Origin of the sequence: Streptomyces sp. CB09001 (assembly GCF_003369795.1) — a bacterium.
Lineage (GTDB): Bacteria > Actinomycetota > Actinomycetes > Streptomycetales > Streptomycetaceae > Streptomyces.
On the sequence record NZ_CP026730.1, the window covers coordinates 175,181 to 189,224 of the forward strand.

Here is a 14,044-nt window from a genome sequence, read left to right on the forward strand (position 1 = left end):
CCACTGCGCCAGGAGTGACGTCATGACCGTCGCGGTCGTCCTGTTCACCTCGGACCTGCGTCTGCACGATCACCCGCCTCTGCACGCCGCGCTCGAGGCGGCGGACGAGGTGGTGCCGCTGTTCGTCCTCGACGCCGGCATCCACGCGGCGGGGTTCGACGCCCCCAACCGCAGGGCCTTCCTCGCCGACTGTCTCGGCGACGTCGACTCCTCGCTGCGCCACCGCGGTGGCCGGCTCGTGGTCCGCAACGGACCGGTCGTCCGGGAGGTCCGCGCGGTCGCCGCCCAGTGCGGGGCCGCCGAGGTGCACGTGGCCGCAGGTGTCACCGCGTACGCCCAGCACCGCGAGGAACGGCTGCGCGAGGAACTGGGCGAGGACGGCGTCGCACTGCGCGTGCACGAGACGGTGATCACCGCCGTCGCCCCGGGGGCGGTGACGCCCTCCGGCTCGGACCACTTCGCGGTGTTCACTCCCTACTTCCGCCGCTGGTCGCAGGTCTCGTCGAGAAAGCCCCTGGCCGCTCCGCGCACCGTGCGTGTGCCGGACGGAGTCCGCGGCGAGCCGCTGCCCGACCGCGCGGACGTGGCCGGTGCCTCGCCCGGTCTTCCGGCCGGAGGGGAGACGGCCGGGCGCGACCGGTTCGCACGGTGGTCGCGCTCCGGACTGTCCCGCTACGAGGAGCGGCACGACGACCTCGCGGACGATGCCACGTCCCGGCTGTCGCCGTACCTCCACTTCGGTGCGCTCTCCCCGCTGGAACTCGTCCACCGGGCCCGCGCGCACGGCGGGCCCGGCGCGGAGGCGTTCGTCCGCCAGGTGTGCTGGCGGGACTTCCACCACCAGGTGCTGGCGGCCCGGCCCGAGGCGTCGGTGAAGGACTACCGCACCCGGCACGACCGCTGGCGTGACGAGGAGGACGCCGCCGAGGACATCGTCGCCTGGCGGGGCGGACGGACGGGTTACCCGGTCGTCGACGCGGCCATGCGCCAGTTGCGTCACCAGGGCTGGATGCACAACCGGGCACGGTTGCTGGTGGCGAGTTTCCTGACCAAGACGCTGTACGTCGACTGGCGGATCGGCGCCCGGCACTTCCTGGACCTCCTCGTGGACGGCGATGTCGTCAACAACCAGCTCAACTGGCAGTGGGTCGCCGGCACCGGCACCGACACCCGCCCCCACCGCGTCCTCAATCCGCTCGTCCAGGCCAAGCGGTTCGACCCGGACGGCATCTACGTACGGCGCTGGGTCCCCGAACTCAGGAACGTGACCGGCAGGAAGGTGCACGAACCCTGGCGCCTGTCGGCAGCGGAACGAGGAGAACTCGACTACCCGGACCCGCTCGTCGACCTCGCCGACGGGCTCGCGCGCTTCAAGCACGCCCGCGGCCGGGACTGAGGGGACGCGTCGTGCACTGGCTCTTCGGTGACCAACTGGGTCCGCACTTCCTCACGCCGGGCGAAGGGGGACCCGGACCGGAAACCCCGTTGCTCATGATCGAGGCGCGCTCCGTCTTCCGGCGGCGCCGATTCCACCGGGCCAAGGCCCACCTGGTGCTGTCCGCGATGCGCCACCGCGCGGCCGAACTGGGCGACCGCGTCACGTACGTGCGTGCCGACACCTACCGTCAGGGCCTCGAACGGGCGGCGCGCGGGCGCCCGGTCGGCGTCCACCACCCCACCTCGCACGCGGCCCTGCGCCTGGTGCGCACCCTGCCCGGAGTGACGGTGGGCCCCGCCCGCGGCTTCCTCGTGCCGATGGCCGACTTCACCGCCTGGGCCGACGGCCACGGCGGCAGGCGCCTGCGGCAGGAGGACTTCTACCGCTGGGTCCGCCGCGGGCACGACCTGCTCATGGACGGCGAGCAGCCCGCGGGAGGACGGTGGAACCTCGATCACGACAACCGGGAACCCCCGCCCCGCGAGGCCACCTCACTCCAGGTCGGCCGCCCGTACCGGCCCCGCGAGGACGGCATCGACGAGGAGGTCCGCCACGACCTCGACCGCTGGGAGCGCGACAGTGACGTCTCCTTCGTCGGACGGGACGGGCCCCGCCTGTTCCCCGCCACCCGGGCGGAGGCGCGACGGGCACTGCGGCGTTTCGTCGAACACCGGCTCGCCACGTTCGGCCCCTACGAGGACGCCATGCTCGTCGGCGACCCCGCGATGAGCCACAGCCTTCTCTCGTCCTCCCTGAACCTCGGCCTGCTCGACCCTGCCGAGTGCGTCGAACGGGCGGAGCGCGCCTGGCGCGGGGGTCTGGCGCCGCTGAACAGCGTGGAGGGCTTCGTGCGGCAGATCGCCGGCTGGCGCGAGTACGTCTGGCAGGTGTACTGGTACTTCGGCGAGGACTACCGGCGCTCCAACACGCTCCGGCACACCGCGCCGCTGCCGGACTGGTGGAGCGGCCTGGACGCGGACGCCGTGCGGGCGAACTGCCTGCGCACGGTCTTGGCCCAGGTGCGGGACACGGGCTGGACGCACCACATCCCCCGACTGATGGTGCTCGGCAGTCACGCGCTCCAGCGGGGCTGGGACCCCGCCGCCGTCACGGACTGGTTCCACCGCTGCTTCGTGGACGGCTACGACTGGGTCATGCTCCCCAACGTCGTCGGCATGTCCCAGTACGCCGACGGCGGCCGGATGACCACCAGGCCCTACACGTCGGGCGGCGCGTACGTGAACCGCATGAGCGACTTCTGCGGCCCGTGCGTCTACCGGCCCGGCGACCGCACCGGCGAGCACGCGTGTCCGTACACCGCCGGCTACTGGGCGTTCCTCGACCGGCACCGGGAACTGCTGGCCGGCAATCAGCGCGTGGCCCGGCCGGTACGGCAGTTGGACCGGCTCGCCGGCCTTCCGGAGGTACGCGACCAGGAGCATGCGCGGGGTGACACACCCCCTTGAACCTCTCACCGTTGCGCCGGTGGGGTGAAGTCGGACCGGACCCTGCGCCGGAGCGGGCAGAAGTCAGTGCATCCGCAACAGGGCGCCCGGTGGAAGCAGTGGCGTGCGGACAACCAAGAGTGAGAAGGGGCTGCGCATGCCTGGACTGCCGCCGATGGTGGCCCCACCGGCCGAGCCGGTCGACGACCCCCTCACCGCGTCCGACGCGGCGAACGCGGTCGGCACCGTCCTCGAGGAGGTACTGGACGAACGACTGCGGCACTCCCGTGCCGTCGACCCGGTCTTCGCCCGGGAGTTGGCCGACCGTCTCGCGGCGCTGACCGCGCGGGGCGGAAAGCGGTTGCGTACCGCGTTCGCCCACTGCGGCTGGCGCGCCGCGGGCGGCTCGGGAGACGCCACGGCCGTCCTGCGAACGGGAGCCGCACTCGAACTGCTCCAGGCGTGTGCTCTCGTCCACGACGACGTGATGGACGGCTCGGTGCGGCGACGAGGTACACCGGCCCTGCACGTCGACCTGGCCCGCAGGCACTGGGCCGCGGGCAGGCACGGCTCGTCGGAGTCCTTCGGCACCTCGGCCGCCGTCCTGACCGGTGACCTGGCCCTCGCCTGGGCGGACGACCTGCTGGCCGAGACGGCACTCGGTACGCCGCACGGCACGCGCCTGCACGGCGAGTGGCGGGCGATGCGCACCGAGATGGTCGCCGGGCAGTACCGCGACCTGCACGCCCAGGCCGCCCGGTCCTCCGGCGTCGACGAGGCGCTGACCATCGCCACCTTGAAGAGTGCCCTGTACACCGTCGCGCGGCCCCTCGCGCTGGGAGCCGTGCTGGCCGGAGCCGAAGAGGAAGCACTGGACGCGCTGCGGGCGGCCGGCCGGTGCGCCGGGCTGGCCTTCCAACTGCGCGACGACCTCCTGGGCGCCTTCGGCGACCCCGCGCTGACCGGGAAACCGGCCGACGACGACCTGCGCTCCCGCAAGCTCACCTACCTGCTCGCCGTCGCCGTCCGGCTCGCCGATGCCGCCGATGACCACTTGTCGGCCGCGGCGCTGGCTCCGGACGCGGACCCGAAGTCCGACAGGGCCGTCCGGCAGGTGCGGTCCGCGCTGGTGCGCACCGGTGCCCGGGACCTGGTGGAGGCGAAGATCGGGGAGCTGACGGACATGAGCCTCGTGCACTTCGACCGCTGCGGCGCGCGCCCGGCCGTGCGGCACGAGTTCGCCGCGCTGGTCGGGCGGGCCACGGGCGCGGCCCCGCGTGGTGACGGGGAGGTCGCGTGAAGCGGGTACCAGGGCCGACCGACCACGTCGTCGTGGTCGGGGCCGGGCTGTCCGGACTGGCGTGCGCCCTGCACCTGCTGGGTGCGGGCCGCAGGGTCACCGTCGTCGAACGGGACGCCAGCCCCGGCGGCCGGGCCGGCCGGGTGCGGCGGGCCGGCTACGCGATGGACACCGGTCCCACGGTGCTGACCATGCCGCACCTGGCCGACGAGGCGTTCGCCGCCGTCGGGGACAGCCTCCACCGCCGCGTCGAGTTGACGGCTCTGGATCCGGCCTACCGGGCCTGTTTCGCGGACGGGTCCTCACTCGACGTGCACACCGACGGCGAGGCGATGGAGGCCGAGGTGCGCCGCTTCGCCGGACCTGCGCAGGCGGCCGGTTACCGCGACCTGCGGCAGTGGCTCGAACGGCTGTACCGGGTGCAGATGCGCCGTTTCATCGACACCAACTTCGACTCTCCCCTCCAGTTGCTGCACCCGGACCTGGCCCGGTTGGCGGCACTGGGAGGATTCGGACGCCTGGACGGCCGCATCGGCCGCTTCCTGTCCGACGAGCGCCTGCGCCGCGTCTTCTCCTTCCAGGCGCTGTACGCCGGGGTGGCCCCCGCCCGCGCACTCGCTGCCTACGCGGTGATCGCCTACATGGACACGGTGGCGGGCGTCTGGTTCCCCAAGGGTGGCATGCACGCACTGCCCCGAGCCATGGCCGACGCGGCGGCGGACGCGGGTGCCGATCTGCGCTGGACGGCCGAAGTGGACACGCTGGAGCGGTCCGCGGGCCGGGTACGGGCCGTCCGCCTGGCCTCCGGCGAGCGCATCGCCTGCGACGCCGTGGTGCTGACGTGCGAACTGCCCGCCGCCTACGGGCTGCTGGGACGGGCACCCCGGCGTCCGGCACGGCTGCGGCACTCACCGTCCGCCGTGATCCTGCACGCGGGCACCGACCGCACCTGGCCGCACCTCGCCCACCACACCATCTCCTTCGGCGCCGCGTGGGAGCGCACCTTCGAGGAGCTGACCCGTACCGGAGAGCTGATGAGCGACCCGTCCTTGCTGATCACCCGCCCCACCACGCACGACCCGGCCCTGGCACCGCCCGGGCGCCACCTCCACTACGTCCTCGCGCCCTGTCCCAACACCCACGTCGGTCCGGAGGCAGCCACGTGGCGTGACCTCGGCCCGCGCTACCGCGACAGCCTGGTCGGCGTACTGGAGAAGCGGGGGCTGGAGGGATTCGCGGACAGTGTCCAGGAGGAGCTCCTGGTGACGCCGCTCGACTGGGACGCGCAGGGCCATGCGGCGGGCAGCCCCTTCTCGGTCTCCCACACCTTCGCCCAGACCGGCCCCTTCCGCCCGCGCAACCTCGTACGAGGGCTGGACAACGTGGTGCTCGCGGGCTGCGGGACCACCCCGGGAGTCGGCCTTCCGACCGTACTGGTCAGCGGCAAACTCGCCGCCGCGCGTATCACCGGCGGCGCCCGCTCCCGGCCCGCCCGAACGCGTCGGTACCCGGCCGTTCCCGCCGCGTATCCCGCCCCCGCCCCGGCAGGTACCGATGAGCCGTCGTGAACTGGACGCGGCGGGGATCACCGATCCCCCGCTGCGCGCCGCCTACACCCGGTGCCGCCGGCTCAACGCCCGCCACGGCAAGACCTACTTCCTGGCCACCCGCCTGCTGCCACTCGAACGCCGCTCCGCCGTGCACGCCCTGTACGGCTTCGCCCGCTGGGCGGACGACATCGTGGACGACCTCGACCGGCACCGCACGCCCGAGGAACGCGACCGGTTGCTGCGGCGCCTGGAGAGCGACCTGGCCGACGGGCTGCTCACCCGGGCGGGCCGCGAACCCGTGGTCAGGGCCGTCGCTGACACCGCCGGCCGGTACGGCATCGATCATGCGCTCTTCGCCGACTTCCTGTCCTCGATGCGGGCCGACCTGACCGTCACCCACTACCCGACCTTCGCCGATCTGCAGGGGTACGTGCACGGTTCGGCGGCGGTCATCGGCCTGCAGATGCTGCCGGTCCTCGGCACGGTCACGGCCCGGGAGGAGGCAGCGCCGCACGCGGCGGCGCTCGGCGTGGCGTTCCAGCTCACCAACTTCCTGCGCGACGTCGGCGAGGATCTCGACCGCGGGCGGGTCTACCTGCCCGGTGATCTGCTGGCCGCGCACGGCGTGGACCGGCCCCTGCTGGAGTGGAGCAGGCGTACCGGGCGCCGCGACCGCCGCATCCGGGCCGCTCTCATGGCGGCGGACGCCATGACGCGGCGCGTGTACCGGACGGCGGAGCCGGGCATCACCATGCTCGATCCGCGGGTGCGTCCCTGCATCCGTGCCGCGTTCACCCTCTACGGCGGGATTCTCGACGCGATCGCCGAGCAGGATTACAGCGTGCTGCACCGTCGTGCGGTGGTGTCGCGTCGGCGTCGGGCGGCAACGGCCGCTGCCGGGGTGCTGCGCGTAGCCGGTGCCCGGTTGCGTGCTCGTACGGAGGACCGCGTGGCACGGGCAGGAGCGTCGGCAGTCGAACGGAAGGGTCCGGTGCGGTGAGTGGTCGAGGGAACGGCAAGCGGTGGTCGCCACCCTTGCGCCGACGTGCTTCCGGTCCCCACTGGGCGGCTCAGACTCCGACGTGGCGACAGGCACGTCCCGCGCTCATCGCCGACGCGCTCAAGAGGGCGTCCGCCCGTCCGTCCGGCAACTGGTTCGTGGTCGGCGCCTCCCGGAACGTGCGCGCGGGCGACCGGCCCTACGGCCGGACGGTCGGTGGTGTGGAGGTCGTGCTGTGGCGGTCGGAGGACGGCGAGCCCCATGCCGGTGAGGGCAGCTGCCCGCACCTGGGCGCTCCGCTGCGCGACAGCCGGGTGGTGTGCGGCACGCTGGTCTGCCACTGGCACGGGCTCGCCCTGGACGGTTCCGCGTCCGCCGGCTGGCGGCCGTTCCCCGTGCACGACGACGGCGTACTCGTCTGGGTGCGGCTGGACGAGGTGAGCGGCGAGGAGCCCGGCGAGCGGCCCGTCGTGCCCGCCCGGCCTCTGACGGGCCGTGGGGTGGACGCGGTGTTCACGGCGGTGGGGCGGTGCGAACCGCAGGACGTGGTGGCCAACCGGCTCGATCCGTGGCACGGCTCGTGGTTCCATCCGTACTCGTTCGTCGACCTTTCGGTGGTGCGTGAGCCGCAGGGGGACGAGGACGACGCCTTCGTCGTCGACGTCTCCTTCCGGGTGGCTGGGCGGCTCGTGGTGCCGGTGCGGGCCGAGTTCACCGCGCCGGAGCCGCGCACGGTCGTCATGCGCATCACCGACGGGGAGGGCGCCACGTCCGTGGTGGAGACGCACGCGACGCCGCTGACCGGGCCGGACCACGAGCGTCCGCGCACCGCCGTGGTCGAGGCGGTCGTCGCCGCCTCGGACCGGCCCGGCTTCGCCGTGGCCCGGGCCGCGGCCCCCGTGCTGCGCCCGCTGATGCGCCGTACGGCCGGACGGCTGTGGCGCGACGACCTTGCCTACGCCGAACGGCGCTGGACGTTGCGCAGCACCGGTCGGTTTCCCGGCTGAGGGCGGCCGCCGGTCAGGGCGCCGAGTGGCGCCCTGCGGCGGCCGCGAGCGCTCGCAGCACGGGCGACCGCCCGGTCCGGGGAACCGTCCACAGGGTCTGGCCGCGCACTCCACGGTCGGCGAGCAGGGCGTTCGCGGCCAGGAAGCCGGTGGTGGCGGCGCGTTCCATGAGGGCGACGGGCAGGTCGCAGCGGATTCCGTCGCCGGCCAGGGTCAGCCACGGGTGGGGGGTGCGCACGGCGGGGCGCCGCCGGTGGGAGCCGACCTCGAACAGCGGGCAGTCCGAGCGCCACTCGTGCCGGGCGTCGACGACGCGCGCCTCACGGGTTTCCGGGTACACCTGGTGCAGCCGGTCGGCGAGTTCGTCCTGCACCTGCTTCGGTTCGGCCGCCGGGTCCACGGCGTAGGCGTGCAGTTCCACGACCGATCCCCCGTTCCGCGCGGCCCAGCGGGCGGCCTCGCCCTCGTACCGCTCCAGGACGCTGACGTTGTCCAGTCCGTCGTAGCCGCTGGTGCCGAGGAACCCGGGCCGGTCGGCGTCGACCGGCCGGTCGAGCCAGAGCCGCGAGACGAGGAACGGCGGCGCGGTGCGCAGGGCGGCGATGGCGTCCCGCCAGGCGTCGGTGCCCAGGCCGGGTGACGCTGCGACGGTCTGCCGCAGCCCCGCGGTGTCGAGGGCCAGCACCACCGCCTGGTGGCGGTCGGCATCGGTGTCCGTGATCACGTCCGCTCCCCCGCCGTCGCGCGGAAGGACCCCCTGCACGGGGGTTCCGGTGCGCACGTCCACTCCGAGGCGCCGGAGGTAGTCGCCCAGCGGGTCCCACAGTGCCTGGGGGAAGGGTTCGGCCGGTACGTCGAAGAGCAGGCCCTCGGCCGATCCGAGGAAGTAGATGTGGAACATCAGCAGCAGTTCCGCGGCGGACAGCCGCCGCGGATCGGCGAAGAAGCTGCGGGAGAACACCTCGAAGGCCAGGTGGTGCGCCGCTTCGGGGAAGCGCACGCCTTCCAGGAAGCCGGTGGCGGTGACGGTGTCGAAGCGTTCGTAGACCTCGGGCACGCGCACGTCGAGGAGCGGCAGTGCTGCCCGCGCGTCCATCGCGGCGAGGTCCCGCCACCCGAAGGTGGGACTGAGCGCGACGAAACCGAGCGCGCTGAACGGCGGGGTCCGCGGGACACGGGCGAAGCTGTCGGTCAGACCGCCGCTGTGCCGCAGTGGGTAGTCGGGCAGCGGAGTGAGGCGCTCCAGGCCGGGGTCCGTGCGGCGGAGCAGTCCGCGGAGGTTGTAGTACTGGCGGAAGAAGGCATGGAACCCTCGGGTCATGGTCACGGCGCTGCCGTCCGCCAGTGTGGTGCGCCGGCCGGAGAGCCGGCCACCGAGTGAGTCCCCTTTCTCGTACAGGGTCACGCGGGCGCCGCGTTCGGCCATGAGCGTGGCCGCGGCCAGGCCGGCGATCCCGCCGCCGATCACCGCGACCGACGGCTCGTCACCGCGTCGGAGTCGGTCCGCACCGGGTGCGGGGAAGACGATCTCGGCCTTGCGGTCGCGGCCCCGTCGGGCGGCGGTGGTGCGGTGGGCGGTCACCGGACGCGCTCCTCTGTCGTCCTGGGCTCGCCGTTGCGGGCGAGGAAGGTGTGCACGATGCCCGTCTGCCATCCGGCGACGGGGGCGACGCGCACCGAGCTCAGGCCCGCCCGCCTCAGCCGGGCGGCGAACTCGGGTGCGGTGTCGAAGGCGACGACGCCGTGCCGGAGATGGCGGTAGAGGGTGCGGTCGCCGGTGAGCGTGCCCGCGGGGACGACGAGCCCGCTGCACACCGCCGACCACAGGGCCCGGTGCACCGGTGAGCCGCTGAGGCTGTACTCGTGGGCGGCGAAGCGTCCGCCCGGCCGCAGGAGTCCGCGGACGCTCCCGAGGACCGCGTCCGGGTCGGTGACGTTGCGGAACAGGTAGGCGGCGAAGACCGCGTCGAAAGGGCTCTCGCCCTCGCGGGCCGCACCGACTTCCTCGGCGGTCAGGTGGAGGAAGCGCACGCGTGCGGGCCACGGTTTGGCAAGTGCTCGGCGCAGCATACCGGCGGACGCGTCCACGGCCGTGATCCGGGCCCGTGGGGCGGCCCTGAGCAGAGCCCGGGTGGAGGCGCCGGTGCCGCATCCGAGGTCGAGCAGGTGCAGTCCGGTCCCGTCGTCCGGGAGCGCGAGGCGTCGCGCCGAGCGCAGGAGGCCGGTGCGGTGGCCGGGGTTGAGGGCCGTGAGGCGGTCGTAGGTGTGGGAGGCGTGGTCGAAGGCGCGGGCCAGGTCGTGGTCGCGCAGGAGCGTCATCGGGTGTGTCCTCCGGTTCGGTCGGCGGGCCGGGAGCGGCGCGGGAGAAAGGGCACTTCGGCCGCGGTGCGCAGCATCGGCCGGACGGGGGTGCGCAGCCCGATGCCCCACTCCTCCCGGAGCGAGGTCGTGCCGTCGAGGAACCTCAGCAGACGCTCGGCCGGGACCCGGCGGAACAGGTCCGTGAAGAAGCGCGGCCCATCGATGCGACCGGTGTCCAGGGCGCGCAGCAGGATCGCGTCCATGGCCAGTGCCCGCAGCCCGTGCGGTGCCGGGAAGCGGTCGTGTCCGTCCCGCAGGGCAGCGGCGATGGCCCTGCTGTGGCGTTGCACCGCGGCGAAGGTGTAGCCGGTGGCGGGACGAGTGGCACCGCCTGCGGTCCCGATCCGGAACACGGCGTGCCCGGCACGCCGTGGAAAGCGGGCGTCGGTCATGGGGATGACGCCCTGCTCCGTCCGTTCCACGGTGAGTCGGCCGAGTCCGAGGATGTCGCGGCAGTAGTGCCCGAGTGCCGACTCGTACGCCGCGGTGGTCAGCACCTCGCGGGAGAACTCGGTGTACTCCACGAGCGCCCGGTCCGGCGCCAGCGGCAGGACGTAGCCGAAGGCGAGCCCGTGGGCCGGCTGCGGAACCCGGAAGTCCATCAGATCCGCGACCGCGGGATCGAACCGGTCGGTGTCGGTGCGCACGAACCAGCCGCGGAAGTGCTGGAGCAGCCGCGTACGCGCCGGCGGCAGACCGGGCAGCGGCCGCGAGTCGAAGACCCTGCGGGCGTGCAGCGTCAGAAACCGGCCTCCCGGCAGCGCGCACCGGACCTCCGCGCCCGCGGGTACGGCGCGCACCGCTTCCGCCGTCCCTCGCAGAAGGCGCGCACCCTCCGTACGGGCCAGGCGGCCGTGGACCAGTCGCTCGAAGTCCGCGGAGCGCACCATGCGGTAGGTGAACGGGGCCGGATCGACGGTGACCGAACCGCCGACCGCGCCGTGCAGACGCAGTACGGACCAGGAGGCGCTGACCGCCTCTTCGAGGCCGTCGGTGCCCGCCCCCCAGTAGCACCAGGTGCGCTCCGCGGGGCGCAGCGGGCCGTCCGGCGGCTCCACCAGGGTCACGGCGGTGGCCGTGCCGCTCTCCGTCAGCCGGTGAGCGAGGCTGAGACCGGCCGCACCGCCACCGAGGACGAGCACGCCAGAGTCCTCGGTGCAGCGGGGTGTCACCACGGTCGGCGTCCGACGACCGGGCTGCCGTCGGGGCCCGGGTGCCGCAGTCCGCCGTGCACCTCGGAGCCGGTGGCCGGCGTGCCGGGACAGGTTCCTGCCGCTCCTGCCGCCAGGACACGCGCGACAAGCACACCCCTCGGATCCACGTTTCACCCCTCAGTACGGACAGCGATTCCGTCCGGTCGCCATGGCTTCGGGACCTAGGCCGTCCATGGATGCGGCCGGACTCCACTTCATCACTGGCGTCGCCCCTGCGCTTCCAGGTCCGCCCGTACCTCCCGCGCCGCGCGCGTACCCGATGCCAGGGCACCCTGCACGGAGCCGGTCGCGCGGTGGTCCCCGCACACGTACCTCCCGGGGCCGAGGCGGGTGGTTCGGCTCAGCGGCCACGGCGGAAGCATCGCGGGCAGCGCGCCGTCGACGGTGCGGGCGGCCACCTGCTCCCAGCCCCTCGTGTCGGTCCCGTACAGCTCGGCCAGCCGCCGGAGCAGCGCCTGTGCCCTGCCGGGGAGGTCCGTACCCAGCACGGAGGTGGAGACCAGTGCGGTGCCGGGGGGCGCGTACGTGGGAGCGACTTGGCTGAGGACGCAGGTGTTCAGGATCGCTCCGGTGCTGTCCACCATGAGGATCGGTTCGGCCGTCGGCGGACTGTCGGTGGCGTGGTAGTAGGTGGTGACGGTGCGCGTGGCCGGAACGGACAGGTCCGGGAGCAGGCCGGCGGCGGTCGCCGGGTCCGTCGCCACCACGACCGCCCGGGCCGGCACCTCGCCACCGTCGCCGAGCAGCGCTCCGGCGTCCGTGATCTCCGCGACGGGCGTACCGAGGCGCAGGACGCCGTCGGGCAGGCCGTCGGCGAGCTGGGCCGGTACGGCGCCGATGCCCTCAGCCGGCAGGCACAGGGACCCTCGGGCCATGCTCCGCCAGACGAGGTGGAAGAACCGGGCGGAGGTCTCGAGCCGGTCCTCCAGGAAGACGCCGGACAGGAACGGCCGCAGAATGCCGGCGATCGCGGCGTCCGACAGTCCCGCCCCGGACAGGGCTGCCGCGGTGGAGCGGTCCCGGCGTCGTCGAGTAACGGACACGGGCAGTACGGCGTCCCGTGCGGTGAGTGCCGCCAGCGCGGTCAGATCGCGGGCCGACAGGGCCCGCCCCGGTAGCAGCGTCCCCGCCGCACGGGGCTCCCTGGTCGGATCGGCGAGGCGGACGGGCCCGCTCGGAGTGTGCGCCACGACGCCCGCAGTGAACGGCCTCAGTCGCAGGCCCTTCAGGGCCATACGCCGCTTCACCTGCGGATAGGAGGTGTTGAACACCTGGAACCCACGGTCCAGCAGGAAGCCGTCCCGCCGGTCCGTGCGCATCCGGCCCCCGACACCGTCGGACGCCTCCAGGAGTGCCACCCGCCATCCGGCACGGCACAGGTCGAGGGCGCAGGCCAGGCCTGCCAGCCCCGCACCGACGACGACCACGTCCGCTGCCCGGCGATGTCCGTCGCTCATCTGTCTCCTCACTCGACGTCATGTCCGTGCTGTCCAGGCGCTGCGGGCCGACCGTTCGGCCCCTCCGCCTCGGCCGACGTCCCAGACCGTTCGGCACGGGCCGGGGACCGAAACCCGGTGCGAGTCGCGGCGAAACGCCCGCCGGCCGACGACCGGGCCACGACCACCAGGTCAGCGGACCACGTCACCCGGCCGATGCCCAGCCGCCACGACGAAGGGCAGTCGGACGACAACACCTCACGGGTACACCGACGACTCCAGAGCGGCGACCGCTTCGGCAAGCCCCGACGGACGCGCCAGACCGGCCACCGCCTGGCCCGACCATCCGGGGCCCAGGGTGAGCACGACGGGCCGCCGCCGGGCGCCGCGCACGCCCCACTCCATGGCGGCCACGTGCTGGGCCAGCGGCCGGCTGGCGGTGGTGCGGGACTGCGACCACAGCGCCACCGCGGCCGGCCCGGTCCTGCGCACCGCCGCGACGAGCGACTCTACGGGCAGCGCACCTCCGAACATCCGCACCGGGATTCCTCGCTCCGTGAGTGCCGCCGACAGTACCTCCAACGGCAGCGTGTGATTCTCCCCGGGCACGCAGGCAAGCACCGTGGTGGCACCGGGGCGGTCCTCGACCGTGCGGGATGTGGCGCATCGGAGCGCCCCCGACACGTGCCAGGACAGGAAGTGCTCGACCTCGACGTACTTCTCGCCGGACGTCTCCCACTTGCGGCCGACGGCCTGGAGCGTGGGCACGATCACCTCGGTCCAGGCGGCGACCAGCCCGTGTTCGGCGATTGCGGCGAGCAGCAGTTCGTCCAGGACGGCGGCGTCCAGGCGCAGGGCGGCCCTCGCGATCCCCCGGCACTCCTGTCGCACGTCGCCCAGTCGCAAGCCGCTCCCCGCCCGGCTTCGGTGCCCGCCGGAAACGCGTCGGGCCGCGTCCGTACTTCGGGGCCCGGGCGCTGTCGGGCCCTCCTCGCTGCGCGCGAGCCGGGCCGCCTCGGCCGGTGGCAGCCCGGTCGCCGTCAGGGCGCACATCCGTTCCAGCCTCGCCACGTCCTCCGCCGTCCAGCGCCGATGCCGTCCACCCGTGTGCGCGTCCGGCCCCAGTCCGTACCGGCGGTCCCACGTGCGGACCGTGGTGGGCGCCACCCCCAGACGCCGGGCCACCTCGCCGGTGGTCAGCCCGCCTCGGCGTGTACCGCCCTCGCCGACCGGGTCGTCACTGGCTCCCGTGTGCGCGTTCACACCCCCCACTATACGACGCACAAACGACGC

11 protein-coding genes are annotated in these 14,044 nt (G+C 73.8%); 6 read left to right on the plus strand and 5 right to left on the minus strand.

All coding sequences use genetic code 11. The features are described from left to right. Positions 1 to 22: 22 nt before the first annotated feature. The 6 genes from C4J65_RS00870 (at position 23) to C4J65_RS00895 (ending at position 7,740) form a co-directional block, all read left to right on the plus strand. A complete protein-coding gene (locus C4J65_RS00870; protein WP_115740601.1) occupies positions 23 to 1,396 on the plus strand; it encodes a deoxyribodipyrimidine photo-lyase in 1,374 nt (457 codons plus the stop codon). Between the two features lie 11 nt (positions 1,397 to 1,407). Next, positions 1,408 to 2,904: a cryptochrome/photolyase family protein gene (locus C4J65_RS00875; RefSeq protein WP_162832960.1), complete on the plus strand. Its 1,497-nt coding sequence runs from the start codon at positions 1,408 to 1,410 to the stop codon at positions 2,902 to 2,904. A 136-nt stretch (positions 2,905 to 3,040) separates the two neighbouring features. Continuing rightward, on the plus strand, positions 3,041 to 4,183 hold the full coding sequence (locus C4J65_RS00880; RefSeq protein WP_162832961.1) for a polyprenyl synthetase family protein: 1,143 nt from the start codon (positions 3,041 to 3,043) through the stop codon (positions 4,181 to 4,183). Beyond that, positions 4,180 to 5,751, plus strand: coding sequence for a phytoene desaturase family protein (gene crtI / locus C4J65_RS00885; RefSeq protein WP_115740602.1), 1,572 nt, complete (start codon positions 4,180 to 4,182; stop codon positions 5,749 to 5,751). The genes C4J65_RS00880 and crtI overlap by 4 nt, the downstream gene beginning before the upstream one ends. After that, on the plus strand, positions 5,738 to 6,733 hold the full coding sequence (locus tag C4J65_RS00890) for a phytoene/squalene synthase family protein (RefSeq protein WP_115740603.1): 996 nt from the start codon (positions 5,738 to 5,740) through the stop codon (positions 6,731 to 6,733). The genes crtI and C4J65_RS00890 overlap by 14 nt, the downstream gene beginning before the upstream one ends. Further along, positions 6,730 to 7,740 (plus strand): DUF5914 domain-containing protein, encoded by a 1,011-nt coding sequence (locus C4J65_RS00895; RefSeq protein WP_115740604.1) that lies wholly within the window; start codon positions 6,730 to 6,732, stop codon positions 7,738 to 7,740. The genes C4J65_RS00890 and C4J65_RS00895 overlap by 4 nt, the downstream gene beginning before the upstream one ends. 13 nt (positions 7,741 to 7,753) lie before the next feature. On the opposite strand, the gene C4J65_RS00900 is transcribed toward C4J65_RS00895, so the two are convergent. The 5 genes from C4J65_RS00900 to C4J65_RS00920 all read right to left on the minus strand — a co-directional run bounded on the left by C4J65_RS00900 (position 7,754) and on the right by C4J65_RS00920 (position 14,014). Beyond that, complete coding sequence (locus tag C4J65_RS00900) at positions 7,754 to 9,322, minus strand: FAD-dependent oxidoreductase (protein ID WP_115740605.1); 1,569 nt, start codon at positions 9,320 to 9,322, stop codon at positions 7,754 to 7,756. Continuing rightward, positions 9,319 to 10,059, minus strand: a complete 741-nt coding sequence (locus tag C4J65_RS00905) for a methyltransferase domain-containing protein (RefSeq protein ID WP_115740606.1) — start codon at positions 10,057 to 10,059, stop codon at positions 9,319 to 9,321. The genes C4J65_RS00900 and C4J65_RS00905 overlap by 4 nt, the downstream gene beginning before the upstream one ends. Continuing rightward, complete coding sequence (locus tag C4J65_RS00910; protein WP_115746236.1) at positions 10,056 to 11,273, minus strand: lycopene cyclase family protein; 1,218 nt, start codon at positions 11,271 to 11,273, stop codon at positions 10,056 to 10,058. Before C4J65_RS00910 ends, C4J65_RS00905 begins: the two co-directional genes overlap by 4 nt. A gap of 239 nt (positions 11,274 to 11,512) precedes the next feature. Beyond that, positions 11,513 to 12,772 (minus strand): NAD(P)/FAD-dependent oxidoreductase, encoded by a 1,260-nt coding sequence (locus tag C4J65_RS00915; RefSeq protein WP_115740607.1) that lies wholly within the window; start codon positions 12,770 to 12,772, stop codon positions 11,513 to 11,515. A 237-nt stretch (positions 12,773 to 13,009) separates the two neighbouring features. Further along, positions 13,010 to 14,014 carry a MerR family transcriptional regulator gene (locus C4J65_RS00920; protein WP_115746237.1) on the minus strand — a complete coding sequence of 335 codons (1,005 nt, stop codon included), beginning with the start codon at positions 14,012 to 14,014 and terminating at the stop codon, positions 13,010 to 13,012. Positions 14,015 to 14,044: the final 30 nt, after the last annotated feature.